Raw genomic sequence first — 24,630 nt, 5'->3', positions numbered from 1 at the left:
CGATACGCCAAACTGGCCGCACGTGTCGCACAGCAGCTCAATTACGCTCGGCCGGATCGCGGGTCTGAACGGGACGGTGCGCCCCCCCGGGGACAAGTCGCTCACCCACCGCGCCTACCTTCTCGCGGCGATGGCGGAGCCTGCGGGGGTGCCGAGCTATGTGGCGCGGCCGCTGGACTCCAACGATTGCCAGCGGACCCTGGATTGCCTGGCCGAACTCGGCACGGAGGTCGAGCACTTCCCCGATGGCGAGATGGGTGACCGACCCTTCACGATGGTGTGGCCGAACCGGGCATGGGCCTCACCGGACATCCCACTCGACTGCGGGAACAGCGGCACTACGATCCGTCTCCTTTCTGGCCTGATCGCGGCGTGCCCCGGAGTGGTCGCGACTCTAAGCGGGGACGCTTCGCTCTCAAAGCGGCCGATGGGGCGCATTGCCGAACCGCTCCGCCAGATGGGCGCAGACTTCCGGGGAGAGACGCCGCCGGTGACGATCGCCGGCCGTCCCTTGAAGGGGATTGACTTCGTCTCGCCTGTTGCGAGCGCGCAGGTGAAGTCGTGCGTCTTGTTGGCCGGGCTGCGCGCGCGCGGCACCACCTGGGTGCGGGAACCGGCGCAGAGCCGGGACCACACCGAGCGGATGCTCGAGGCGCTCGGCGTCGAGCTGCTCGACCGAGAGGACGGCGCGGTGGGCCTGGACGGCGGCCAGACATGGCCTCCCTTCGAGTTTGAAGTGCCGGGCGACATTTCCAGCGCGACCTTCTTCTTGGTCGGCGCGGCGATGCTGCCCGGCTCGCAAGTGCGGCTGGCCTGTGTCGGGATCAACTCGACCCGCACCGGTGCCTTGGAGGTGCTGGAGGCCGCCGGGGTCGATATCGGGCTGGACGGCCCGCGCGACCACATGGGCGAGCCGGTGGCGGACTTGGTGGTCCGCGGCCACAGCGGGCTGAAGGCTTTCGAGGTCTCGGGCGATCTCGTCCCGCGCCTGATCGACGAGATCCCGGCCCTCGCCGTCCTGGCGACCCAGTGCGAGGGCGTGACGCGCTTCCGTGACGCGAGCGAACTGCGCGTGAAGGAGTCGGACCGGATAGAAACGGTGGCGCAGGCGTTGCGAGCCATGGGTGCGAAGGTGGAGACCTATCCGGACGGCATGGACGTCGAGGGGCCGGTCGCCCTGAAAGGGGCGACCATCGACGCGAACGGCGACCACCGCATCGCCATGGCCTTTGCGATCGCGGGGCTCGTGGCCGAAGGCGAGACGCGGATCGAAGGGGCGGAGGCGGTCGGCACCAGCTACCCGACCTTCATGCGCGACCTTGAATCTCTGACGGTGGTTTAGAACGGCATCCCCGACCCTCCCCGAGGGGACGCCAGAGTGCGTCCATGTGCTCAAAAATGAGGGCGTTAAGGATCTAACGGACCTTCTCGGCGCCCCTCCGGCGGCGTCGTCCCAGCGGTACAATCTAGGCCAGATAAGCCGATTCCGGAGAACCGGCCGCCGAGGATTCAAAGATGAGTGCCACGAGCGTCGTTCCGACCTTCATTTCAGTCGATAGCGCAAAGACGGTCTACCGCAACCTGCCCATAGCCGAACTCGTCGAGCACGCCATTAAGAACGGTGAAGGCCGCATGGCCGATAACGGCGCGCTCGTCGCCTACACCGGGAAGTACACCGGTCGCACCCCGAAGGACAAGCGCGTCGTGCTCGATTCCGAGACGAAGGACAAAATCTGGTGGGAGAACAACGGCTCGATGGAGCCGGCCCTTTGGGAGACCCTGAAGCAGCGCGCCCAGTCTTCGCTCGGGAACAAGCAGCTTTACATCGTCGATTGCTTCGCCGGGGCGGACCCGGACCACCGGATCAAGGTCCGGTTCGTGGTGGAGAACGCCTACCACGCGCACTTCATCACCCAGCTCCTGATCCGGCCGAGCGCGGAGGAACTGCGCGGATTCGAGCCCGAGTGGACGGTCGTCGACCTCTCTCGCGAGCAGTGGCTCCGCGAGGAGAACGGGGAGCAGCGCGACGCCGTGATCGCGCTCAACTTCACCGAGAAGGCGGTGCTGATCCTCGGCACCTCCTACGCAGGCGAGATGAAGAAGAGCGTGTTCACGATCATGAACTACCTCTTGCCGCTGAAGGGCGTGCTGAGCATGCACTGCAGCGCGAACATCGGCATCGAGGGCGACACGGCCCTCTTCTTCGGGCTGAGCGGAACGGGCAAGACGACCCTCTCGGCCGACTCGGATCGGAGCCTCATCGGAGACGATGAACACGGATGGACGGACACCGGGGTGTTCAATATCGAGGGCGGGTGCTATGCGAAATGCATCAAGTTGAGCAAGGAGGGCGAGCCGCAGATCTGGGACGCGATCCGATTCGGTGCGGTGCTGGAGAACGTGGTGATGGACGAGAAGCGCCACCCCGACTACGACGCCACGACCCTCACCGAGAACACGCGGTGCGCCTACCCGTTGGAGCACATCGAGAACGCGGTGCATCCGAGCATCGGTGGCCACCCGAAGAACATCTGCTTCCTCACTTGCGACGCCAGCGGCGTCCTGCCCCCCATCAGCAAGCTCACCGCCGAGCAGGCGATGTACCACTTTCTGAACGGCTACACGGCGAAGGTCGCGGGAACCGAGGCGGGCGTCACAGAACCGCAGCTGACATTCAGCACGTGCTTCGGAGCGCCGTTCTTGCCGCTGCCGCCGAAGGTCTACGCCAAGTTGCTGGGCGAGAAGATTGAGCGTCACGGCGCGACGGTCTGGCTGGTGAACACCGGCTGGACGGGCGGCCCCTACGGCGTCGGTTCGCGCATGAGCCTCACCCACACGAGGGCGCTGATCCACGCGGCGTTCCGCGGGGACCTAAGGGATTTCCGCACTGACCCCGTCTTCGGGCTTTCCGTGCCGACCTCGTGCCCGGGCGTGCCGGACGAAATCCTCGACCCGCGCGCTACTTGGAGCGACAAGGGGGCCTACGACGCTAAAGCGGCACACCTTAAGGCTAAGTTCGACGCGAACTATCAGAAGTTCGTGTGAGATCGCGCCTTTGAAGGCGACGACGGAGGGAGGCGGCTGATGCCGGCTTCCTCGAACTTTTGCCCCTGGGCAGCTTTTTCCCACTCTTGACCTGAACAATCGGCGAGAAGCGCGCGCATTCAAGAATCTCGTGCTATTACTAGAGTGTGGCATCCGTCGCTGGACGGACGCCCTTGTTCAGAAGGAGATAGCATGAGAAACTACATTAGGGGGCTGGCTGCCCTCGCTGCTCTTGCCGCTTTTGTGCCGGCGCGAGCCTTCGTTTGGACCATCAACAACGTGATGGACGCTTCCCAGGAGGTGCCGCCGAACAACAGCCCGGCTACGGGGACGATTGTCGGCACCTACGACGATGTCACGAAAGTCCTCGACATCACGATCGCCTTCCGGGACCTCACGAGCGACCAGACGGCAGCTCACGTCCACCACGGCGCCCGTGGCGTGAACGGCCCCGTCGAAATCAACATCGGCGTCGGCAACCCAAAGCAACTTGTGGCCGTGCTCGACGCGACCCAAGAGGCGAGGCTGCTTTCGGAGCAGTACTACGTGAACGTACACACGGTGATCAATCCGGGCGGCGAAATCCGAGGGCAGATCACGCCGGTTCCCGAGCCCGCGACTCTCTTGGCGCTCGGCGCGGGCCTGGCCGCCCTGGCGGCACGTCGAAAACGGGTCTGAAGGTCGCTACCCCTGCCTCGGTCCGCGCCGCTTGGCGGGCCGAGGCTTACCTTGAGCTGGCTTCGCCCATAAGGACGGGGTCGGAAGCCCATGTGCCCGTCAGCCGATAGTCGAGGGGTTTGACCTCGGTGTCGCCCGCGGTCAGGGGCGTCAGGCTGCCGCTCAAGGTGATGGCGTTGATGCTCTTGCCGTGCCGTCCTTCGACGGAAGGATCAAGGAAAGAGCCGTTAGCCGTATTGCGAAAGGCGAGGCGGGTCACCCGCTTCGTTTGCTTATTAAACTGTAGGTTTCCGTTGTCCCAGCCAATGAGAAACCCGTCTTGGGTGACGTCCTGTCCCTCTTCGTCCTGGAACGGGATGGGGTTGTAACTTTTCATCGCCCCGAAGTTGCTGGTCTCCGCAATGAGAACGACGGAGTTTGGATCCGGAACCTTGTTCGTTGGCGCGGTGGAGAGGCCCCTGTACATCCCAAAGTCACAGTGCAGAGGTCGTGAGGAGTCCTCAAGATAGAGTGACTCGGAAGACTCCTCTTTGTGCGAACTTGGGCAACGGAACGAATCCTCCCCGTTCAGGAACGGGCGGATTTGCGACACCCAAGTGACCGGGTAACCGCCGAAGTAGGCGGGCGACCCGTTTGACAGCTGGTTATGAGTCGGGGGGAGACTGTCATTGTTCTGAGTCGCATAGAGGCTCAAGGCGTTCCAGACCTCGTGCATGTGCCTCTTGCACTCGGCATACTCAGCGTCCTTCTTACCTTTTAAGTAGAAGGGAAAGAACATGAAACCGAGGACAATGACCACTGCGAGAATAATGAGGAAATCGCGCTTCGTAACGTAAGCCGTACCGCGCCTTCCTTCTATGACCCCATCGCGGTCATCTTCTCTTTCCGAGCCTGCCATTGCTTAACTCGGATCTGGTCCTTTAAAGCCGGTGTCCCTCAAAAGTTTATCGAGGGCGGGCTGGTCGACCCTGAGCGATCCTCGCCCAGCCTCCTTTACGGGAACCATATCGAACTTAATGTTGTCAGCGCCGACGCTTTGGCCGAAAAGTGCGAGCGAGGCGACTTCCGCCGGAGTGAACGTGCCGCCCATAAGCTCGATAGATTTGTCAATAAGCTCGGGACTGACCTGCCAACGGCGGACCGCCTTCGAGCGTATCGCCATGATGAAGTCCTTCTGGCGCTTCTGTCGTTCCAAGTCGCTATCCGCCTTGCGGAAGCGGACGTATCCCATGGCCTGATAGCCGTTCAAGGTTTGGCGACCCTTCTTAAGATCGATATAGAGGCCACCAGCCTTGTCTTCATAGTGCATGTTTTTGGGGACGTACACGTCGACTCCACCCAGCATGTCCACAATGTCTTTGAACGCGTTAAAGTTTATGACGACGACGCGGTCAACTTTGATGTTCAAGACTTGCTCGGTCGCTTGCTGTGCCAAAGCCTTTGCCTTCTCGGGTCCGCCCTCGTCGTAGCCATACTTGTGGTAGGCGTTGATCTTATGGGTCTCATAACCGGGCAATTGCACAAGCGTGTCGCGCGGGATCGAAACACCGGAAATCTTGTTGTTCTCAAAATCCAGCTTCGCGACAAGCATCATATCGGAACGCGAGGCGTGGCGAGTGACCCCAATGCCCCCGTAAACGTAGTCTTCGTCGCAACCCAAGACCAACACATTGAGGTATTGGCGGTCGGATTTCAGGTCGTTTCGGAAAACTTCTTGCGGCTTTGTCCCGTAGGCCTTTTGCCGAAGAGCTTCGGCCATGATGCTGCTGCGGCCCAGCCATCCGAAAAGAGAGCCGGCCACGAGTGCCGCGACCAGGAACGTGACGTAGAGGGTCCCCTTTGCCGCTTGGACGAAAGAATTTTGCCGCATGGCGACGGTCATACCGAGCACGTTAAGGTACCAGGGCTCCGTGCCCTGCACCTGTGCCGTCCCGACCTCTCGTGTATAACTTTCCTGTGCGCCTCGCGGTTCCCTTGGGGAAACCTGGGGAGGGTCCCCGGCGTAAAAGGTTTATCGTGAAACGTGCGTTTACGCTGATTGAGCTTCTGGTCGTGATTGCCATTATTGCCATCCTGGCCGGGATCATTTTTCCTGTGTTCGCACGGGCAAAGGCTTCCGCTAAAAAGACGGCTTGCATCAGCAACCTCAAGCAAATCGGTGGTGCGATCTCGCTCTATATGCAGGATTTCGACGACATTTTCCCAAGCGCGGTCGATCCCGTCGATAAGTTTCGTCCAGAAATTTGGTCAGAGTTTCCTGATTTTCAAGCGCGTATCCCCGACATGCCGATGCTGCACGAGGCGCTCCAGCCTTACGTGAAGAGTGCGGAAGTGTTCCGCTGTCCCGCGGACTCTGGATCGGAACTTATGGACGACCAGCCTGACGTCGAGTTCAAGACGGCGCCGACCATGTATTCTGGCTATAAAACGAGCTACTTCTTCCGGACTGAAATCGCCTTCAAATACTTTAGTTCTACGCGTTTCAAACTCCCTTCGAACGTCAACGTGTTGTTCGACGCCTTTGGTCACTGGCATGGCGATGGCGGCCCCGTGACCCGGTCTGACTTCTACGGTGGATATGAAGGGAAAGTGACGCGTTTCCGATATAACACACTCTTTGGGGACATGCATGTGCGATCGCTGAGTTTCGACCAATTGCGCGAAGCTTGGTCAACAGACCTAGAGTGATGGACCAGCAGACCGTACTCGCCGAGTTGGAGAGCTTAATCAAGAAAGTGCCTCCGGGCCAGGTCGTCAGTTATGGCACCCTCGGTGCGTCCCTTTGTCATCCAGCGAGCGGTTGGATGGTGGGAAGGATGATCCGGCGCGTTACCGCAGAGATTCCGTGGTGGCGAGTCGTCTCTCAAAGTGGGGTTTTGCCGATTAGCAAGGCAGATCCGCGCTTGGCTATCGAACAACGAAGGCTGTTGGAATCAGAGGGAATTCTGTTTGAAAATGGTCGCGTCCCGCAGCGTTACTTCACCGAGCCTCAGTTCTAAGCGCGCGCGTATCTTGCCTCGAGCTGTGGCCACGTGTCGTCTTGGATCGCCTGGCGGATCTCCCGCATGAGTCGACCAAAAAAGGCGAGGTTGTGCAGAGTCGCCAAACGAAGTCCAAGAAACTCGCCGGACTTAAACAAGTGCCGGATATATGCCGCTGAATACCGAGAAGTTTGTGGGAATACCGACTCTTCGTCATGGGGTCCGCTCACTTCACGCCACTCCAGGGCGGCGGCGTTAACGCGACCTTGAAGCGTGTAAAGGGTGTGGTGCCTCGCTAGGCGAGTGGGTAAAACGCAATCAAACATGTCTATCCCGCACTTTACGGCATGGATGATGTCGGAAGGATGGCCCACACCCATAAGGTATCTGGCTTTATCCACCGGTAAGAGTGGAGCAGTGAACTGCACGACGGGATACTGAAGTTCCGTAGGTTCTCCGACACTGACGCCCCCGATTGCATAGCCATCGAAAGGCAGAGAACTAAGATATTCGACGCTCTCGCGCCTAAGGTCTTCGTAGACTCCACCTTGGGCGATACCGAAGACTGCCTGACCTTCCGCACGCGCCTCGAGGTTGCGATGCGCCCATCTGTGAGTGCGCGTCATCGCAACGGCGGCCTCGTCTTTAGTGCAGGGATAGGCCTGGCACTGGTCCAGCGCCATGGAAACGTCGACGCCCAATTGCTTTTGGATCGTAATGGCGCGCTCAGGGGTCAAATTGTGGGTCGATCCATCAAGGTGCGAGCGGAATTCGACGCCACTATCGCTTAACGTAGAAAGGTCGCTCAGCGACATGACCTGGTAGCCACCGGAATCAGTAAGAATGGCCTTCGGCCAAGACATGAAGGAGTGCAAACCACCTTGGGATTCGACCAGGTCTGGTCCAGGGCGGAGTAGCAAATGATAGGTGTTCGAAAGAATCAGCTCGAATCGGAGGCCTTCTAAGTCCTCGCTTCCTATGGTCTTAACTGTGCCCTGAGTGCCAACAGGCATAAAGCACGGGGTTTGAACGACTCCGTGAGGCGTGTGCAAAAGACCGAGCCTCGCTGAACCCCCATCTAAGGTCTTCAGAAGTTCAAACTGTACCGACATTAAAACCGGTAACCGACCAAGAACTGAAACTGGTTCGAGCCTTGATTGTCGCCCTTAAGGCCCCCGTTTGACATATGGAAGAAGCGGGCTTGGAACAACCATGGCGATACGTCAAAGACCAAGCCGACGACGGGGGTCGAGTTCAGTTTGCTGTCCAGGTCGCGTGTCGTGATGGAATTGTAGACAAGTCCCCACCCCAGTTCCAAGTGAGTTTGGAGCCTTGGTATCAACCGAACGGGATAGGTTAACCGAAAAAGGGCCCCGTAGCTTCGCATGTTGTTAACGGGAATGTGTTCGAAGCCTCCCCCCTTTGTGAACATGTAGTAGAACTCGAACCCATAAGAGCCTCGCCAGTTTCTGATGCGGGTCATTCCGGACTCGTTCTCATAGCCTATCGCATAGATTGCCCCTCGCCGAGTGTCTTCGGAACCGATGAAGGACTGCCCAAAAACGGGCCCTGCCTTCACGTACCAAGACGGGCCTTTTTTCTGGTCGGTCTCTGGCGCTGCGCACGCGACGATGGGGAAAAGGGCCAGGGCCAGGGGCCAGTGGTGAACCACGAGGAGGACTCTACCGTAAGGTTTGGTGGCTCCCGGGGGCTCGGGAGGTACGATAGCCCTCCCATGACATACCGGCTCCCGACCCTGGTGATCGTTGGCCGGCCGAACGTCGGAAAGAGTACGCTGTTCAACAGGATCATTGGCCAGCGCGTCGCGGTCGTTCAAGATCAGCCGGGCGTGACAAGGGACCGCCTCTACGCTGAGTTTGAGCATAAAGGTCAACGGTTTCGGCTGGTCGATACCGGAGGGATCCTTTTCTCGGCGGACGACCCGCTCATCGAGCAGATCCGCGTCCAGGCGAAGGTCGCTATGGAAGAAGCGGACGCAATCCTCTTTGTGGTCGACGCAGCCGAAGGCATCAATCCGTCCGACTGGGACCTTGCGCGGGAACTGCGCGGTCTTCGACAACCTGTGTTGCTCGTAGCGACTAAAGCGGACAATATGGACCGTTCCGCAGAGGCGCAGGAGTTTTATAGCTTAGGGTTTGGAAACGTCTTTACTGTCAGCGGTATTCATGGCCGCGGCGTTAAGGAGTTGCTCGATGAGGCAACGGAAGGCTTACAAGGGGCCGATAAAGAACCAGAAGGTGAAGAAGAAACCAAGCTCGCTATCATTGGTAGGCCCAACGTTGGAAAGTCATCAATGCTTAACGCCCTTACGGGTGAGGAGCGGGCAATAGTCAGCGACGTTCCCGGAACGACCCGCGACGCGATCGATACGCCTATCCTGTGGAAAAACCGAAAGGTGCGGTTAATTGATACCGCAGGCATACGTCGACGCGGCAAGGTGCAGGGGTCGATCGAATATTACATGGTCCTTCGTGCAACGAACGCGATGGAGCGGGCGGACTGCGCGCTGCTCGTGGTGGACGGCAAGGAAGGGCTGACCGACGGGGACAAACGCGTGGCGAAGAGTAGCTTTGACCTTGGAAAGCCGCTGGTCGTGGCAGTGAACAAGTGGGACCTCCAGGAGCCGCCAACGGGCGACTTGGGTCGGGACTCGCCCCTTAAGAAGGATTTCAAGAGGACGATTCGGAACGAGCTTCCGGAGATGGGCTATGCGCCGATTCGCTTCACTTCTGCGAGCGAGACCTCGGGCATGGAAGGCATCATGAATGCGGTTTTCTCGTCGGTGGAAAACTGGAGCTTCCGGGTTTCAACTGGTGTGCTCAACCGACTGATCCAGGACGCTGTCTTCGAGCGGCCCCTCACGAGAAAGGGGCGTCCTCTAAAGGTGTACTATTGCACCCAGCCCCAGACCCGTCCACCAACGTTCATCCTCTTCGTGAACGACGAGGAGTTGGTGCACTTCTCCTATTTGCGATACATCGAAAATAGGATCAGGAAGGCTTTCCCATTGGACGGTACACCCATAAGGGTCATCGCCAGATCGAGCAAAGGGAAGTACGACGACTAGCGTTCATCCTGGGTACGGCTCGGTGCGAAGGGTCACCGAATGGTATAATACATAAGCGTGGACAATAGAGTGGAAACTCCCGAACCTATTAACGAACCGATAAGTTCGCAAGAGGGCCTCACGGAAGGGGCCACGTCAGAGATAACTGACCTGAAACGGCAGGTCACGGCCCTTCAATCTGAGAAGGAGGCTCTGAAAGACCAACTCTTGAGGGCCATGGCAGAAGCCCAAAACGTTCAAAGGCGTATCCGGGCCCAAGCCGAAGAGGACAAGAAGTTTGCGGTCCTGCCACTGGTGGAGATGCTTCTCCCCGTGCTGGACAACCTCGAGCGGACGATGCGTGCGGCCGAGCAAGGTGCGAGCCTGGAGAAGCTGCTTGAAGGGGTCGGGGCGGTCGACCGACAGCTGAGAAGGGCCCTGGAGTCCGCCTCGGTGAACCAGATCGATGCCCACGGGCGCCAGTTCGACCCCGAACACCATGAAGCGCTCGCCGAGCTGCCGTCAGAGGAGCATAACGAGGGCACTGTGGCGGAGGTCCTGGAGACGGGGTACACGCTTCACGGCAGGGTCGTGCGGCCAGCGCGCGTGAAGGTCACGACAAAACCTTGAAAAAACTCTTCGGGACCGACGGCGTGCGGGGCGTCGCCAACCAGTTCCTCACGCCCGAAATGGTGTTTCAGATCGGCCAAGCGGCGGGCCGCAGGATGGCGGGCCAAGGGTTAGGCAAGGTGCTCATCGCTCGGGACACGCGGCGGAGCGGCCCGATGCTGGGCGCTGCTCTGGCGAGTGGGTTCTGCAGTTCGGGTCAGGACGTCGATGCCATCGGGGTTTTCCCGACGGGCGGCGTCAGCTGGATCCTTCGGCAGGGCGGTTTTGGGCTCGGGGCGGTGGTCTCCGCGAGCCATAACCCGGCTCCCGACAACGGGGTCAAACTGCTCGGCCCTGACGGCCGCAAGGCATCGGCGGAGATGGAAGCGTGGGTCACGGAGCACATGGGAGCAGAACCGGCCACGCGCCCGACCGGGCCGGAGATCGGCTACCTGGCCCAGCCGAAGCAGCTTGGCGCGGCCTATGAAGATTGGCTGGTCTCGCTCGTGCCTGAAGGGCTCGAGGGCCTGACCGTCGCGGTCGATGCCGGCAACGGCGCCGCCTACGAGATCGCCCCACGGGTCCTGGAGCGGCTGGGCGCGTGCGTCACGGCGACCGGGTGCGCGCCCGACGGTGTGAACATCAATGCGGAAGGCGGTGCGACCAAACCTGAGACCATCCTCGGGCTGACGAAATCGGAGGGGTGCGCCGTGGGCGTGGCCTTCGACGGCGACGCCGACCGCGCCGTCTTCTGCGACGACCAGGGCCGCCTTATCAATGGCGACCGGACCATGGCCATCTGGTGCCATCACTGGCGCAAGCACGGTCGCCTGGAGCCGCCGCTCGTGGTCGGCACGGTCATGACGAACGGCGGGTTTGAGCAGGCCATGAAGCGCGACGGGATCGAGGTCCATCGGACCGACGTCGGCGACAAATACGTCAGCGCGAGGCTGGGCGAGACCTCTGGGAGGATCGGTGGCGAACAGAGTGGGCACATCATCTTTCCCGAGCACCTGCCGACCGGGGACGGGCTCGTCACTTGTCTCGAGTTGCTTCGCGTCCTGCAACGCGAAGGCAAGCGGGCCGCCGAGTTTTTCGACGACTACGAACCCTGGCCGCAGCTCCTGATCAATGTCGGGGTCGGGCAGAAGGAGGGCTGGGAGCAGTCGCCGCGCGTCGTGCAGGCCCTCGAGGACGCTCGAGGAGCGCTTGACGGTCGCGGGCGCATCAACGTCCGCGCTAGTGGCACCCAACCGATGATCCGGGTCATGGTCGAGGCGGACGCGGGCAGCGTGCGCGATGCCGTGGCAGAGAGCGTGGTGGCGGCCCTGGTGGAGTCGCTGGACGGGGAAGTGGTGGGACGGGTCGATCTGACTTATGCTCTGGGCGATTGACGTAGGGAACACCCATACCGTGATCGGCCGTCACGACGGCCAGGGGTGGAGGGCGGTGTGGCGGCTCGAGACCGGCGCGCACACGGAGGACGCCTTGGCCGCGACCTTGCACTCGCTTTGCGAGCTCTCGCACCTACCCTTCGCGGCGGAGACGGTGATCGTCGGGTCGGTCGTACCGACCGAGGACACGGTCTGGCGGCGGCTCTCACAGAAGTGGCTGCACGTCGAGCCGCGCTTTTTGGAGCGGGGCGACCAGGTGGGGCTCCGCGTGACTTACAACCCGCCCCATGCGGTCGGGGCAGACCGCTTGGCGAACGCGCTGGCCGCGATCGAGCGGTACGGCACGCCCGTGGTCGTTGTGGATTTCGGGACGGCGACGACGTTCGACACGGTGGACGCCGAGGCGAGCTATGTCGGCGGCGCGATCATGCCGGGGGTCGAGGTCGCAGTCCAGGCGCTTGCCCAGCACACGGCGAAGCTGCCTCCGATCGAATTGAAGCTGCCCGGCGAAGCGATCGGGCGCAACACGGTGGCGGCCCTGGAGAGCGGCGTCATGTACGGCTATGCCGGTTCGGTGGACGCTGTGGCCGCGCGCATCGTCCAGGAGTTGGGTGGCCGGGCGAAGGTCGTCGCCACGGGCGGTTTGGGCGAGGTCTTCGCCACGATGTGCGAGAGGATCGACGTGTTCGAGGGCAATCTGACTTTGGACGGGTTGCTTCTTGCGGCCGAGCGCATGAGTTGAGCCCGGGTTACTGAAGTCCGACCAGGAGCGTTCGGACGGCCCCTTCGAAGTCCTCCGGCTTGTGGACGATCCTTTGACCGAAAAAGGTCACGCCCATGTTGAAGCGCACTCCGCTGACCCCTGCTCGGCGCGTGTACTTCGCGAGTTTGCCGGCGATCACCCAATCGGCGCGTGCCCCCTGGTCTTCGGCCGGGACGACGTGCTTGACGATCTGTCTTTGCCACCGGTCGATCGGTTGGACGAAGATCCGCTCGGCAGGGTTTGCCTTTTCCTCCACGTCGTACAGCCAGACCATGTCTCGCAGGAAGGTCGAGGTGCCTTTCGGGCCCAGGCCGCGGATATCGACCATGCGCAGGTACTGGGGCTCCACGAGCCCGGTCTTCTCCACGTCTCTCGCTACCCAGGTGCTCACGGAGAGCGAAGGATCCAAGCGATGGATCTCTTGAACAAGCTCCAGCATGCCCTGGATGGGCCCGCGGTTCTGGGCTTCGGTCGGATTCTTGCCCCTCTCTTCGCAGACCTTGCAGAAGGCCTCCCAAAGCTTGGAGCCGTCCGGCATTTGGAGGGCTTCCTCAAAGCCCGTTTGTTCGGCTAGGCGGTTGAGGGCGCCAATGGCGAGTCCTCCGACAAGGTCCCGCTCCTTGCCCCGGCGGGAGAAGGCGTAATGGCCATAGAAGGCGGCCAGCGCCTTGTAGGGGTCGGTAAGAAGCTCTGCAAGGTTGCTTTTGTCGGGGACGCTCCAGCCGAGTGTCCGACGGATCCGACCGACCAGCAGTTCAGTGATGTACCGATCGGCAAAGTCGCCCTCGAAATGGCGCATGAGGGCGACCGCACCGGGCTCAAGGGCAGGCAGATCCGAGCGCCCTCTCGCAGAAGTCATAAGGACGCTATTGTGAATTAGAAGCCGGCGCTCGGGCTCATGTATCGGACTACTGGCAGCGAGGGAACCTGAACGGACCCACCACCATCCCGCTGTCCGGGCAATCCGCCGCGGACGGCGTTAAAGACTTGCCACCCGAATTCCCCGATGATGATGTTGTTCGAGCGCAAGGTGCCCACCACGTCCACGAAAGCCTTTGTGTAGACGCCGATCAGGCGGCCTTCGCTCTGGGTCGCGAAACATTGCGCGTCGGGCGAGGTTGCGTGGGCTTGGCTGATAGCCCCGACGAGCGGGTACTCCTGTCCGAAGTAGCGTCCACCGACCACGGGTCGGTTCGTCTGGAAAAAGGCGAAGACTTGGGCTCCCTTGCTCAAGAACATGCCGTACATCTCCTGCTTGGAGAGCATGTGCGACGTGTCCGTGGTCATAGTCGCATCGATTCCTGCAAGGTAGTCGCGCCCGTCGATGTTCACGCCTACGCCGGTGAAGAACACCATGAGCTTGGCGTCGGCGGGCATGCGTTCTGCGAGGGCCGCTGCCGCGATCCTCATCTGGTCGGCGGTGGCGTCGACGATCAGCTCGACGTTCTTTTCGTCGTAGCCCGCGTTCTGCACGATGGCGTCTCGAAGGAACATCGCGTCGCTGCTCGCGAAGGAGAGGCCGGCACCCTCGATGTTGCCCTGCCCGTTGCCGATGATGAGCGCGAACTTCGTGGGCACGATGGGGACACGTCCGACAAGCGCTGTGCTCTCTGCGGCCACCTTCGGCGTAAGGATGCCGCCGGGGGTCGTTGTGGCACCTGCCTTTATGGGCTCGTTCGGCTTGATCTCCGCAGGCGTGGCGCTGACGACGCTCGCTTTCTCCTCGGGAGCGACGAACTCGGTGTCGACTCTCCAGGCAGCCCCGGTCTGCTTAAGCGCTTCCTCGAGGTTGCGCTGCTTGTCCGGCCGGCCCTGTTCGCCGTAGACGCGGTTCAAGAAGTAGTAGGTCGCGGACGAGGCTTGGCCCTTTGCCAGCAGGGTCTCAAAGGTCGTGGCTGCAACGTTCAGGAAGTCGTTCCGGTCATCGCCGCTCGCGGCCATGGCGAGCTTATAGTTCGCATAGGCGAAGCCGAAGTTCGGCGAGTACGGGGAACCGTCTCGCCAACGGACGGGCTCGGTGACGGAGCCGGGCAGCACGGTCGGGCCCGCTTGGTCTTCCGGCCGGATCGCGATCGCTTCTTGGAAGGCGTCCCGCGCGGCCATCCAGTTTTGCGACCGGGCCGCGGCGAGTGCCCGTTGATAGGCGTCGTTCCAAGCTTGGCCGTGGGCCAGTGCGGAGGCACCGACCAGTAGCCCTGCAGTCATCAGCGCTTTGAGTCTCATCCTTGATCCTTCAGCTTACTTTCCGATCCGATAGCCCACCGACAGCGCTGTGTCCAACGTTCCGCCTCCTGAAGGAGCGGCGAAGTTCAAGTCAAGCGCAAGGTCGCTGTTATCTGGACGATACCCAAGGCCAAAAGTCAGCGCGTTCCTTTCGCTGAAGCCCCTGCCGCCTTCGGGTGAGAACTGGTACCCAACCCGGAACGGGACCCTTCCGCCCCATCGGTGGGTGTTGTACTCAAAACCAACGCCGCCGGCGAGCACGTCTTTCCGGTCGAGCAGCCCGCCCCGGTCACCGGCGAAGTAATAGTCGACCTCTGCCCCGTAGGCAAAAAAGTCCCGGCCGTTGCGCAAGAAGTCCGACCGCGTGGCGTAGCCGATCGAGGCCTTGCCGGGGATGCGGTTGTTATAGGCGCCGGTGGCCGCGTTGCGGGTGAGCCCGATGGGCGTGCGGATGCTCGCGCCGAAGACGCTCCGGTCGTCCGGGTTCGTTTGGAATCCTGCGACGAGCCCGATGCCCCGCGAGTTGCCGGAGTTGTCCGTCAGCACGACGTCGATCTGGTTCTGGTTGTTGTCGAAGACGACATAGGTGGTGTCGTCGCGCAGGTACTGGTTCGCGAAGACGATTCCGACGCCGTAGTTGTTCCTCCCCGCGCGTTTGCCATAGGCCAGCGTGAAGAAGTCGTACTGTACGGTGAGGTTGGAATCGTAGCCCCGGTTGACGAGGTTGCCGTTCGTCAGGTTGTCGCCCCGTGTCCGGTCGGCAATATAGCCGCCCAAGGTGTAGGAGAGCCCGAGCACGCCTCCTCGGAACGGCATCGCAAACCCGGCGTGGGTCAGCTTTCTGGGGCCGTGCTTTCGGCTGGTGCTGAAGGTGGGGTCGTTGAAGTCGCCCGAGATCCTGTTCTCGGACTCAGGCAGGTTCCGAAAGGCGGTCCCGATGCTCGTCTTCGGGATGTAGGCGAGGCCGGCCGGGTTGTTGAGGGCGGAGAACGTGTTGCCGTCCGTCGAGGCGGTCGCCCCGCCGACACCCATAGCCCGCCCTCCCGCGTCGAGCGCGTTCAGAAGGTCTGGGATCTGGGCCTGGGAAACTCCCACCATGCCGACCCCGATCCCGACGCTAACGATTTGCTTCCATGCAGTCAATGTCACACCTTTCCCTGTTTGCGGACTCCGCCCAATCTTATTCGACGTATCGGGAGTGTCCTAACGATTCGCGATTCGGACACGGGTCTCTTGGACCACGGCCGAGTTTCCGGCACGATCGATTGCCAGGACGACGAGTTTAAACGTCGAGGGCAAACTTCGTGTCGCTCTTAGCCTTCCGAACCAGTTTATCCCGTTCCCGTCGCCGTCCGCACTGCGGCGGGCCGCACGGGTTATGAACTTGTTCTGCAAAGTCCGCGCTTCCACTACGATGCCGGTCGAGGCGACCGAGCCCTGGAACTGGTCGTTGACGCGCACAAAGATCGCAATGTCGGTGTTCGGCTTGACCGAGGCGTTCGCGCGAGGCGAGTTGATCACCGAGTTCGGCCGCAGGCGGTCTAGGGTGACGTCGACGCTTCGGCTGGTCGAGTTCTTCGCGAGGTCATCGACTTTGATCAAGATCGTCTTGGAGCCGTCTGTCCGGATCGAAGCGGTGTTCCACTGGACGTTGATGTCCGTGGCCGAGCCGCTGTTGTTCGGAATGCCGGACCCGTCAATGGTCACGCGCCACAAGTCGACGTTCGATTCTTGCAGCTTCGCCGTGATCGGCACGATCCCGCGGACGAACGTGTTGTTGACCGGGTTGGCGTTGATGAACTTCGGTTCCTGCACGTCGACCGTGACCTCGATCTCGGGCACGACGTTATACGTGTTGCCCGGCTCCGTCGGGGTCACCTGGATCGTGTAGATCCCTTCCGGGGTCGAGTCGTCGAAGTCGAGGTCGATGCTGTCCGTGACCTCGCCGTCGATGTTCGGCGTGAACCTCTTCTCGACCTGGACGAAGACCGAGGTGTTGGTCTTCAGGGTGGCGCGGACTCGGACGCGGACCTCGCGGATCGCGCCTCGAATGTTGAAGTTGACCTTGTTGGTCTTACCAAGGAAATCGTCTTCGGTCGGCGAAGTTATGGTGAGGGTGGCGGCGCACGCAATGCCTCCCAGAACCGCCGCCAGCAGAACCGAGCAGATTCGCATGGACGTCATGACCGTAGAGTATAGCCTGTATGGATGGCTAGCCCCAAAACTCGTTGGGTGTCAAGAGCCAGGACTCGGCGGACGCCTATAACGCAACTCAATAACTCTATAAGGCACGGGATAGGTCCAACGCCATCGTATTCGGAAACGGTCAAGGCGCCTTTCTGAGAGGGGCTCGTAGGCCTAGGCCTCGACAGGCTCCAGGCTGGTTCGCCACTTAACCCTGATCCGGCAATAAAGGACGCCGGGAAACTTGCCGAAAAGAAAGTCAGGAGATTGCGAATGGCAGACCTGATCGGTGATGTGAAGGCGGAGGCTACCGAACGACAAATGGTGGTCTTCAAGATGGGCACTGAGGCCTATGGGATCGATATCTTCCGGGTGAACGAGATCATTCGGATGCGGGAGATCACCCCGATCCCCCGGACCGAAGAGCACATCCGCGGCCTTATCAACCTTCGCGGCAAGACGATCCCAGTGGTCGACCTTCGCACCCGCCTGCGCCTCGCCTCGAACGCTGAGACCGACCTCACCCGAATCATCGTGGTGGAGACGGACGGAGGCAACGTCGGCATCATCGTCGACGCTGTGAGCGAGGTCGTCTCGATCTCGTCCGACACGGTCGATGAGACTCCGTCGCTGGTAGGCGACCCCGCCTCAGATTTCGTCCGGGGGGTCGCCAAGCGCGGCGACTCGCTGGTCACGCTCCTCGACCTTGATAAGGCCCTCGCGGCCTGAGACTCCGAAGAACCCGAATGGCGACCGAACTCGACATGTCCCAATACCTGGAGCTTTTCCTCCAGGAAGCGGAAGAGCAGCTGGACATCTTGGAGCGAGAACTCTTGCTCCTGGAGCAGGAGCCTTCTGACGAGAGGCTCCAGGTCGTCTTTCGCTCGGCCCACACGTTGAAGGGGAGCGGCCGTGCGATGGGTTTTGAAAACTTTGCCGTCCTCACGCACTCGATGGAGGATGTCCTCGACCAACTGCGTAACGGACAGCTCGAGGTTGGGACGGAACTCGCCAACGCTTTGCTCGAAGGCTTGGACAACCTTCGCAAAATGTCTGAGGGCATCAGTGCGGGACAAGGCGATGGGATCGATTGCACTGCCCTTGTCCAAAGACTGGAAAGCTTTGTGCGCGGCGAAGTTGCTTCTGGGCCGACCACGAAACCGGTGAAGAGCGAGCTTCCAGAGGAAGAGATCGACGCCCTGCGGATAGCGTCGAAGGACTCACCGATCTGGCACGCCAGCTTTACGTTGCAGCCCGACTGTGTGATGAAGTTTGCGAGGGCATTTATGGCGATCTCCGCTATCCAAGAGGATGGCGAACTTCTGCACACAGTTCCCGCACGGGAAAAACTGGAAGAAGAGAAGTTTGAACAGCATTTCGAGCTCTACTTCCACTCAAAAAGCCCTGAGGAGAGCCTCAAGGCCAGCTTCCGAGAGATTAGCGAAGTTGCAAACTTCACCTTGCAGGTATGGAAGCCGCCTGCGCGACAGGAACAGACCGACACAGTTCGAAACAATCTGCCTCAGGCCCCTGCTCCTCAAGCCGCGACAGCATCTCGAAAGACCGAGACGGGCCAGACCGTAAGGGTCGATGTTTCCCGCCTTGATAATTTGATGAACCTTGTCGGTGAGCTGGTCATTGACCGAACCCGGCTTGCAAGCCTTGCAAGTGAGCTTGCAACGCGCCATAACGATCGCAGTGTCGACCATCTCTCAGAGGCGGTGAGCCACATTGCCCGCATCACAAGCGACCTTCAAGACCAGATTATGAAGGCCCGAATGATGCCGATCGAGACCGTTTTTAGCCGATTCCCAAGGGTTGTACGCGACTTGGCCCAAAAACTTGGCAAAGATGTGCGCATGGAGGTGAGCGGTGGTGAGACCGAGCTTGACCGCAGTGTTATCGAGGTCATCGGCGATCCGCTCTTGCACATGTTGCGAAACTGTGTGGACCACGCCATTGAGACTCCCGACGAGCGTCGGGCCGTCGGGAAACCGACCCAGGGCGTCGTGAAGCTCTCGGCCCTCCATCTTGAAAACCACATTGTCATCGAGATTGTGGACGATGGTCGTGGCATCGATTGTGAAAGACTAAAGGCTAAGGCGATCTCCCAGGGCCTCATCACTACCGAGCAGGCAAACCGCATGAGCGAAAAGGAGGCTTTACAGCTCATCTTCTCGAGCGGAGTCAGCACGGCTAAGGCGGTTACTGAGGTCTCGGGCCGCGGGGTAGGCATGGACATTGTCCGTTCCAACCTCCAGAAGCTCGGTGGCATCATCGATCTCGAGACCAAGATAGGTGAAGGGACAAAGTTTAGCCTTCGATTACCGCTTACCCTCGCAATCATTCGAGGACTCTTAGTAAGCCTTGGCAAACATGTTTATGTGCTGCCCCTTGACACCGTCATTGAGACGCTCCTTATCGAGCGACGGGAAATCCAGACGGTTAACCAGCACGAAGTTATCGTCATCCGTGGAATGACCACACCGCTGATGAGGCTCGGCGCAACTTTGGGCATTTCAAGCGAGACCGGGTCGCCAGAAGATGAACCGATCTTCGTGGTTATCGTCGGACTGGCAGAAAAGCGGTTGGGGTTGGTCGTCGATCGCCTCATCGGCGAACAAGAAGTGGTCATCAAGTCCCTTAGCCGATTCTGTGGGGACATAACAGGTGTCAGCGGGGCCACCATTCTTGGTGATGGGAATGTGGCCCTCATCGTCGACGTGAACAGTTTAGTGAATACGGACTAGTAGGGTATCCAGATGGCATTAAGATCAGAAAACTTCCTTCTCCAACGCTACATTGAAAAGGCGATGGTCGACCTTCCGGCTATGCCGTCGGTTATCGTACAGGTTCTGCAGGCGACCGACAAAGAGAACGTCAGCATGGCGGAGATCGAGAAACTTCTCTCGACGGATCCTTCCATCACGACGAAGCTGTTCAAGGTCGTGAACTCCGCGTACTTTGGACTACCCCGGCAAGTGGCCAGCATTGGCCAGGCCCTGGCAATCCTCGGAATCCAGCAAGTACGAAACTTGGTGCTGAGCATTGGCGTCGTCAATGCCCTGACGTCGCCCAACCCCAGGATCATCGAGATCCAGCGGCAGTTCTGGCAGCACAGTTTCGCATCTGCCACTTGTGCGCAGACCATTTCCCGAAGAAAAGGTCACAGCACAAAGGAGCAAGAGTTGGTTTTCGTGGGTGGCCTTCTGCACGACATTGGCCGGCTCTTCCTGTTAACGCTGTTCAACCAACCTTACACGCAGGTTATGACGGAAGCCAGCCGCTTGGCCGAGCCGCTGTCCTCTACCGAGCAACGGATTCTGGGAACCACACATGCCCATCTTGGTGGTGTCTTGGCGGAGAAGTGGAACTTTCCGGTTTCGCTTTGCGAAATGATTACTCTCCATGACGGCTTTGAAGAAGGCGATCCTGTTGAAAACTCCGAGCGGTTGTACTGCGTACACATCGCGGACCGGCTCGCCAGCGAGATCTGGCTGGGCGAAGAGTGCTCGCCACTCTGGCCGTGGGATCCTCGAGCTGAGGAGTGGCTCGGGCACTCGATCGAGGAGCGTAAAGAGCTCCGGTTAGAGACAGAGCAGTTCGTCGAGAACGCGAAGGAACTTCTTGGCATGTTGTGACCCCGTATACCTGAGGGTTTATGCGATGATAGTCCCTGACCATGGACCGGTAAGTGGAAGGAACTAAGAAGTGGGCTTAAGTGGCAGTCTCAGCGGGATAAGCTTTTCGGGTATCGGCTCCGGAATCGATGTAAATTCGATCGTGAGCCAGCTGATGCAGATCGAGGCACTGCCTCTCAACCGTCTGCAACTTCGGAAGTCCGCGCTCCAGAGAAAGTCCGAAATTTACGGTCAGATCCGGACACGGATTTCGGCTCTTTCCACCGCGGCCGCCAGCCTTAAGCAGGCTTCTAGCTTTAACGGGGTGGCTGCGAAGAGTTCCGACACGTCGGTCGCAACGATTACAGGCACAAGCGGGGTAACCGCCGGGGTTTACGAACTCAGCGTTTCAAAGATTGCCCGGGCCGAGAAGATTAGCAGCGCTCCCCAAGCAAGCCACACTGCGGCTCTCGGTTACGAGGGCACGGCGGTCATCAACGGCAAGTCTTTCCAAATAGGGGCCTCCGACTCGATATCGAGTATTGCATCACGAATCAACGAGCTGAACATCGGCGTCACCGCAAGCGTCCTAAATGGCGGTGCCGGGAATGCCTACCTTACGCTGACTTCCAGCACTACCGGAACCACCAACGGCATTCAACTCGCAGACTTAAGTGGAAGTGTCTTCGAAACACTCGGGATCATCTCGGGTACCAAGTCGTTCCGTGAGACGGTAGGACCCGATACTGTACGTAGCTTTGGTCTAAGCAACGGCGCAACCGTACTTTCGTCGCTGATCGGAGTTTCCTCCACTGGTTCGTTTACGGTCGATGGGCAACAAGTCGATATTGATTTCGGTGTCGACTCCCTCACTACGGTGGCAGCAAAGATCAATGCCCTGGAAACGGACACGACCGCAACGGTCGTGAAAACCACTAAAGGCGGCAAGGAAGTCTATAGTCTGGAGCTAAAGGGAAGTTCTGCGTTTCCTGTCTTGGTAGATACAGACGGGCTCCTCAACGCCCTGGGTGTTTTTCAAGCCGGCAAGCAGAACACGGTCACCAATGCGCAAGATGCGGTCTTCTCGATCGATGGTATCCAGCAGACCAGTAGCACGAATACGATCAGTGATCTTATTCCTGGGGCGACGCTACAGTTGCTAAAGGGCGATGAGACGACGCCACTAACCACGACTCTAACCCTTGAACGCGATACAAGCGGCGCGGTCAAGAACATAGAGTCCCTCGTCGCGGCCTTCAACGGGGTCATGGACTTTATTTCCAGCAATAGTTCCTTCGATAAGGACACCTTTGCCTCCGGCCCGCTCTTCGGTGACCCCATTGCTTCCCAGGTTGTAGCAGCCCTGCAAGGGCTTGCGTTCCAGGATGTCACGGGTCCCGAATACAAGAACTTGACTCAGATCGGCATCACGTTAGGAACCGACGGCAAACTGAGCGTAGACAAGAATAAGCTTCAAGAAGCCTTCACCGCAAATCCAGCTGCAGTCCAAAAGCTGTTTGCGGCAAGTGGATCTTCGACGAACACGGAGTTGTCCTACGTGTCCAGTACTCTGAGTACGAAGTCTTCAGGGTCATTGGGCTACTCAATAGACATTACGCAGCTGGCGACGAAGGCCACGATGGCCGGAACCACAGTTCAAACAGATCCTAGCGTCAGTGAAATCTTGACATTCAGCGGTTCTGGTTTCAGCAACACGGAAGTGACCCTGAATGTTCCATCTGGCGGGACTGCAGCGAATCTGGTCGATCTCATCAACAACGACGCCAAGCTCAATCAAGTCGTAGCTGCCTCGCTGGACGGTGAAGGTAAGCTACTTCTAACCAGCAAGCGTTGGGGTACACCGGGCGATTTTACCGTAAAGAGCAACTTGGAAGCATCCACGGATAATAGTGGAATCGGATTGGAAGGTGGCGACTATACTAATGCCTTAAACGTCGCAGGCACGATTAACGGAGAGCCCGCGACCGGACTCGGACAGTTTCTTGCTGGAAACAAAGGCAACAGCAAGACAGATGGACTCCAGATTAGCTATACCGGGAACACGCTCGGCTTTATCGGAAGCATGGTCTTTTCGCAGGGCCTGGGATCCTTCGCCGATAGCACGGCGAACCTGTTTAACGCTTCAGACTCGGGGATCCTGACGGCCTCGACCAACAGCTTCCAGACGCAAATGACCGAGTTGGACACGCAGATCGAGAGCTTCAATCTCTTACTGAAATCAAGGCAAGAAACGTTGCGCAAGCGGTTCTTGGCAATGGAGCAAGCAATCAGCCAACTCCAGCAGCAACAGCAACGCCTTTCCCAGATCACTGCTACGCGTTAACCGCTACTACATCCGGAACATGCTGAATCCTGGCGCATCGATAGGTGCGCATCGAGCCACCTCTAAGCAGAGGGCGAGAACGTTCCTTGTGTCAATTGGGTCAATGATCCCATCGTCCCACAACCTTGCGCTCGAATAATAAGCGCTGGACTCGCTTTGGTACTTCTGGAGGATTGGGGCCTTGTATGCCTCTTCCTCTTGCGGGCTCATCTCGGAGCCCTTAGATCGGAGTTGGTCGCGCTTAACGGTTAAAAGAACGTTTGCCGCCTGTTCGCCGCCCATCACGCTGATCCGGGCGTTGGGCCACATCCAAAGGAAGCGTGGCTGGTATGCGCGTCCGCACATTCCATAGTTACCCGCGCCATAGGAGCCGCCGATAACAATCGTAAACTTTGGGACAGATGCAGTCGAAACAGCGGTAACGAGCTTGGCTCCCTGTTTCGCTATCCCTTCGTTCTCATAGCGCTTCCCGACCATGAAGCCTGTTATGTTTTGGAGGAAAACGAGGGGAATCCTTCGCTGGTCGCAAAGTTCGATAAAGTGAGCTCCCTTCAGGGCAGACTCGCTGAAGAGAATACCGTCGTTCGCGATGATTCCGACCTGATGCCCCTCGATCCGTCCAAAGCCACAGATGAGCGTCTTGCCGTAGTTGGCTTTGAATTCGTCCAACTTCGACGAATCGAGAATTGCGGCCAATACGCGGCGGATATCCAACTGTGAACGCGCGTCAGAAGGGACTACAGAATAAAGAGTGTCTGGCGGAAGGAGCGGTTGGCTCGCTTCGCCTGGATCGGGAATGTTCGATGTCGGATTCGGAAATGTTGCAGCAATGGATCGAAGGATCTGCAGTGCATGTTGGTCATTTTCTGCGATATGATCGGCAACACCACTGGTCTCAGTATGGACTCTTGCACCCCCTAAGTCCTCCGCGCTTACTTCTTCTCCGGTGGCAGCCTTGACAAGGGGCGGGCCACCCAAGAAGATCGTGCCTTGGTTACGCACGATGACCGTCTCATCGCACATTGCCGGAACATAGGCGCCTCCCGCCGTACATGAGCCCATTACCGCAGCGATTTGGGGAATCGACTTGGCGCTCAGTCGCGCCTGGTTATAGAAGATTCGTCCGAAATGCTCCTTGTCTGGAAAAACCTCGCTTTGTAACGGTAGGTAGGCTCCCCCGGAGTCTACTAAGTATATGCACGGAAGATTGTTCTCGAGCGCAATTTCTTGAGCCCGAAGATGCTTCCTAACAGTTAAGGGATAGTATGTTCCACCCTTGACGGTCGCATCGTTTGCCACGACCATACAAAGCCGGTCAGAAATACGACCAATACCGGTTATGATTCCTGCTGAAGGTGTCGGATCATCGTAAACCTCGTGTGCTGCGAACAGTGAGCACTCAAGGAAGGGAGACCCTGGATCCAAGAGTTGAAGGATTCGATCCCGCGCAAGCAGTTTGCCTCGTGATACGTGTTTGCTGACGGCGTTGGGGTCTGCGCCGGAAACAACCCGCGTGACGTTCTGCCGGAATAGCTCTAATACCTCGGCATAGGCTGCCTTGTTCCTGGTTGCTTCGAGGGGGTCAGCGGTGGGCGTTTGAGGCAGGGCCATATTTGTGAAGTTGTGGTCGAGGCGACAGGATTTGAACCTGCGGCCCCCTGCACCCAAAGCAGGTGCTCTACCAAGCTGAGCTACGCCTCGAGCCAGTCTCGCATGATACCC

At 59.4% G+C, this 24,630-nt stretch carries 22 protein-coding genes and 1 tRNA gene; 13 read left to right on the top strand and 10 right to left on the bottom strand.

Annotated elements, in window-relative coordinates:
- Window positions 1–22 precede the first annotated feature (22 nt).
- The 3 genes from aroA to KF733_11530 all read left to right on the top strand — a co-directional run bounded on the left by aroA (window position 23) and on the right by KF733_11530 (window position 3,723).
- On the top strand, window positions 23–1,342 hold the full coding sequence (gene aroA / locus KF733_11540) for a 3-phosphoshikimate 1-carboxyvinyltransferase (GenBank protein ID QYK55631.1): 1,320 nt from the start codon (window positions 23–25) through the stop codon (window positions 1,340–1,342).
- A gap of 173 nt (window positions 1,343–1,515) precedes the next feature.
- The gene (gene pckA, locus KF733_11535) at window positions 1,516–3,045 is read left to right on the top strand and encodes a phosphoenolpyruvate carboxykinase (ATP) (protein QYK55630.1); all 1,530 of its coding nucleotides are present in this window, start codon (window positions 1,516–1,518) and stop codon (window positions 3,043–3,045) included.
- A gap of 192 nt (window positions 3,046–3,237) precedes the next feature.
- On the top strand, window positions 3,238–3,723 hold the full coding sequence (locus KF733_11530; protein QYK55629.1) for a CHRD domain-containing protein: 486 nt from the start codon (window positions 3,238–3,240) through the stop codon (window positions 3,721–3,723).
- Between the two features lie 46 nt (window positions 3,724–3,769).
- Here KF733_11530 and KF733_11525 read toward each other — a convergent pair whose 3' ends face one another.
- Both KF733_11525 and KF733_11520 read right to left on the bottom strand, forming a co-directional pair.
- The gene (locus tag KF733_11525) at window positions 3,770–4,522 is read right to left on the bottom strand and encodes a hypothetical protein (protein ID QYK55628.1); all 753 of its coding nucleotides are present in this window, start codon (window positions 4,520–4,522) and stop codon (window positions 3,770–3,772) included.
- A gap of 102 nt (window positions 4,523–4,624) precedes the next feature.
- Window positions 4,625–5,605 (bottom strand): LCP family protein, encoded by a 981-nt coding sequence (locus tag KF733_11520; protein ID QYK55627.1) that lies wholly within the window; start codon window positions 5,603–5,605, stop codon window positions 4,625–4,627.
- 134 nt (window positions 5,606–5,739) lie between these two features.
- On the opposite strand from KF733_11520, the gene KF733_11515 reads away from it, so the two are divergent.
- Together KF733_11515 and KF733_11510 are read left to right on the top strand one after the other, a co-directional pair.
- Window positions 5,740–6,411 (top strand): prepilin-type N-terminal cleavage/methylation domain-containing protein, encoded by a 672-nt coding sequence (locus tag KF733_11515; GenBank protein ID QYK55626.1) that lies wholly within the window; start codon window positions 5,740–5,742, stop codon window positions 6,409–6,411.
- Complete coding sequence (locus KF733_11510) at window positions 6,411–6,722, top strand: MGMT family protein (GenBank protein ID QYK55625.1); 312 nt, start codon at window positions 6,411–6,413, stop codon at window positions 6,720–6,722. Before KF733_11515 ends, KF733_11510 begins: the two co-directional genes overlap by 1 nt.
- Here the strand turns inward: KF733_11510 and tgt are convergent.
- Together tgt and KF733_11500 are read right to left on the bottom strand one after the other, a co-directional pair.
- On the bottom strand, window positions 6,719–7,816 hold the full coding sequence (gene tgt / locus KF733_11505) for a tRNA guanosine(34) transglycosylase Tgt (GenBank protein QYK55624.1): 1,098 nt from the start codon (window positions 7,814–7,816) through the stop codon (window positions 6,719–6,721). The genes KF733_11510 and tgt overlap by 4 nt on opposite strands.
- Entirely contained in the window at window positions 7,816–8,376 is a 561-nt protein-coding gene (locus KF733_11500; GenBank protein ID QYK55623.1) for an acyloxyacyl hydrolase, read from the bottom strand. Before KF733_11500 ends, tgt begins: the two co-directional genes overlap by 1 nt.
- On the opposite strand from KF733_11500, the gene der reads away from it, so the two are divergent.
- From der to KF733_11480, 4 genes are read left to right on the top strand one after another with little or no spacing between them, the layout of a single operon-like run.
- A complete protein-coding gene (gene der, locus KF733_11495) occupies window positions 8,368–9,792 on the top strand; it encodes a ribosome biogenesis GTPase Der (GenBank protein QYK55622.1) in 1,425 nt (474 codons plus the stop codon). The genes KF733_11500 and der overlap by 9 nt on opposite strands.
- Before the next feature lie 57 nt (window positions 9,793–9,849).
- A complete protein-coding gene (locus KF733_11490) occupies window positions 9,850–10,401 on the top strand; it encodes a nucleotide exchange factor GrpE (GenBank protein ID QYK55621.1) in 552 nt (183 codons plus the stop codon).
- Window positions 10,398–11,774, top strand: a complete 1,377-nt coding sequence (glmM, locus tag KF733_11485; protein QYK55620.1) for a phosphoglucosamine mutase — start codon at window positions 10,398–10,400, stop codon at window positions 11,772–11,774. Before KF733_11490 ends, glmM begins: the two co-directional genes overlap by 4 nt.
- Window positions 11,758–12,516, top strand: a complete 759-nt coding sequence (locus KF733_11480) for a type III pantothenate kinase (GenBank protein QYK55619.1) — start codon at window positions 11,758–11,760, stop codon at window positions 12,514–12,516. The genes glmM and KF733_11480 overlap by 17 nt, the downstream gene beginning before the upstream one ends.
- Window positions 12,517–12,523: 7 nt before the next feature.
- On the opposite strand, the gene KF733_11475 is transcribed toward KF733_11480, so the two are convergent.
- From KF733_11475 to KF733_11460, 4 genes are read right to left on the bottom strand one after another with little or no spacing between them, the layout of a single operon-like run.
- Window positions 12,524–13,396 (bottom strand): hypothetical protein, encoded by an 873-nt coding sequence (locus KF733_11475; GenBank protein ID QYK55618.1) that lies wholly within the window; start codon window positions 13,394–13,396, stop codon window positions 12,524–12,526.
- 17 nt (window positions 13,397–13,413) lie between these two features.
- Window positions 13,414–14,742, bottom strand: a complete 1,329-nt coding sequence (locus tag KF733_11470; protein QYK55617.1) for a caspase family protein — start codon at window positions 14,740–14,742, stop codon at window positions 13,414–13,416.
- Window positions 14,743–14,775: 33 nt separating this feature from the next.
- On the bottom strand, window positions 14,776–15,903 hold the full coding sequence (locus KF733_11465; GenBank protein ID QYK55616.1) for a hypothetical protein: 1,128 nt from the start codon (window positions 15,901–15,903) through the stop codon (window positions 14,776–14,778).
- A 60-nt stretch (window positions 15,904–15,963) separates the two neighbouring features.
- A complete protein-coding gene (locus KF733_11460; GenBank protein QYK55615.1) occupies window positions 15,964–16,944 on the bottom strand; it encodes a hypothetical protein in 981 nt (326 codons plus the stop codon).
- A 273-nt stretch (window positions 16,945–17,217) separates the two neighbouring features.
- Here KF733_11460 and KF733_11455 point away from each other — a divergent pair, with 273 nt between their 5' ends.
- The 4 genes from KF733_11455 to fliD all read left to right on the top strand — a co-directional run bounded on the left by KF733_11455 (window position 17,218) and on the right by fliD (window position 22,908).
- Complete coding sequence (locus KF733_11455) at window positions 17,218–17,673, top strand: chemotaxis protein CheW (protein QYK55614.1); 456 nt, start codon at window positions 17,218–17,220, stop codon at window positions 17,671–17,673.
- 17 nt (window positions 17,674–17,690) lie between these two features.
- Window positions 17,691–19,694, top strand: coding sequence for a chemotaxis protein CheA (locus KF733_11450; GenBank protein ID QYK55613.1), 2,004 nt, complete (start codon window positions 17,691–17,693; stop codon window positions 19,692–19,694).
- A gap of 63 nt (window positions 19,695–19,757) precedes the next feature.
- On the top strand, window positions 19,758–20,585 hold the full coding sequence (locus tag KF733_11445; GenBank protein QYK55612.1) for an HDOD domain-containing protein: 828 nt from the start codon (window positions 19,758–19,760) through the stop codon (window positions 20,583–20,585).
- Window positions 20,586–20,727: 142 nt separating this feature from the next.
- Window positions 20,728–22,908 (top strand): flagellar filament capping protein FliD, encoded by a 2,181-nt coding sequence (gene fliD / locus KF733_11440; GenBank protein ID QYK55611.1) that lies wholly within the window; start codon window positions 20,728–20,730, stop codon window positions 22,906–22,908.
- A gap of 6 nt (window positions 22,909–22,914) precedes the next feature.
- On the opposite strand, the gene KF733_11435 is transcribed toward fliD, so the two are convergent.
- Window positions 22,915–24,519, bottom strand: a complete 1,605-nt coding sequence (locus tag KF733_11435) for a hypothetical protein (protein QYK55610.1) — start codon at window positions 24,517–24,519, stop codon at window positions 22,915–22,917.
- Window positions 24,520–24,532: 13 nt separating this feature from the next.
- Window positions 24,533–24,609 (bottom strand) — tRNA-Pro (locus KF733_11430).
- Window positions 24,610–24,630: the final 21 nt, after the last annotated feature.

The sequence above is a fragment of the Fimbriimonadaceae bacterium genome, from assembly GCA_019454125.1.
Taxonomy (GTDB): Bacteria; Armatimonadota; Fimbriimonadia; order Fimbriimonadales; family Fimbriimonadaceae; genus JALHNM01.
Note: the sequence above shows the minus strand (reverse complement) of the source record. Positions and strands in the feature narration are given on the sequence as shown.

Bases quoted from the DNA above. Each gene is read 5' to 3' on its own strand.
- tgt (QYK55624.1), bottom strand. From the start codon at position 7,816: ATGTCGGTACAGTTTGAACTTCTGAAGACCTTAGATGGGGGTTCAGCG.
- KF733_11435 (QYK55610.1), bottom strand. From the start codon at position 24,519: ATGGCCCTGCCTCAAACGCCCACCGCTGACCCCCTCGAAGCAACCAGG.
- KF733_11510 (QYK55625.1), top strand. From the start codon at position 6,411: ATGGACCAGCAGACCGTACTCGCCGAGTTGGAGAGCTTAATCAAGAAA.
- KF733_11470 (QYK55617.1), bottom strand. From the start codon at position 14,742: ATGACTGCAGGGCTACTGGTCGGTGCCTCCGCACTGGCCCACGGCCAA.
- KF733_11445 (QYK55612.1), top strand. From the start codon at position 19,758: ATGGTCGACCTTCCGGCTATGCCGTCGGTTATCGTACAGGTTCTGCAG.
- KF733_11520 (QYK55627.1), bottom strand. From the start codon at position 5,605: ATGACCGTCGCCATGCGGCAAAATTCTTTCGTCCAAGCGGCAAAGGGG.
- KF733_11480 (QYK55619.1), top strand. From the start codon at position 11,758: ATGCTCTGGGCGATTGACGTAGGGAACACCCATACCGTGATCGGCCGT.
- KF733_11530 (QYK55629.1), top strand. From the start codon at position 3,238: ATGAGAAACTACATTAGGGGGCTGGCTGCCCTCGCTGCTCTTGCCGCT.
- KF733_11460 (QYK55615.1), bottom strand. From the start codon at position 16,944: ATGACGTCCATGCGAATCTGCTCGGTTCTGCTGGCGGCGGTTCTGGGA.
- KF733_11455 (QYK55614.1), top strand. From the start codon at position 17,218: ATGGCAGACCTGATCGGTGATGTGAAGGCGGAGGCTACCGAACGACAA.
- KF733_11475 (QYK55618.1), bottom strand. From the start codon at position 13,396: ATGACTTCTGCGAGAGGGCGCTCGGATCTGCCTGCCCTTGAGCCCGGT.
- KF733_11450 (QYK55613.1), top strand. From the start codon at position 17,691: ATGGCGACCGAACTCGACATGTCCCAATACCTGGAGCTTTTCCTCCAG.
- pckA (QYK55630.1), top strand. From the start codon at position 1,516: ATGAGTGCCACGAGCGTCGTTCCGACCTTCATTTCAGTCGATAGCGCA.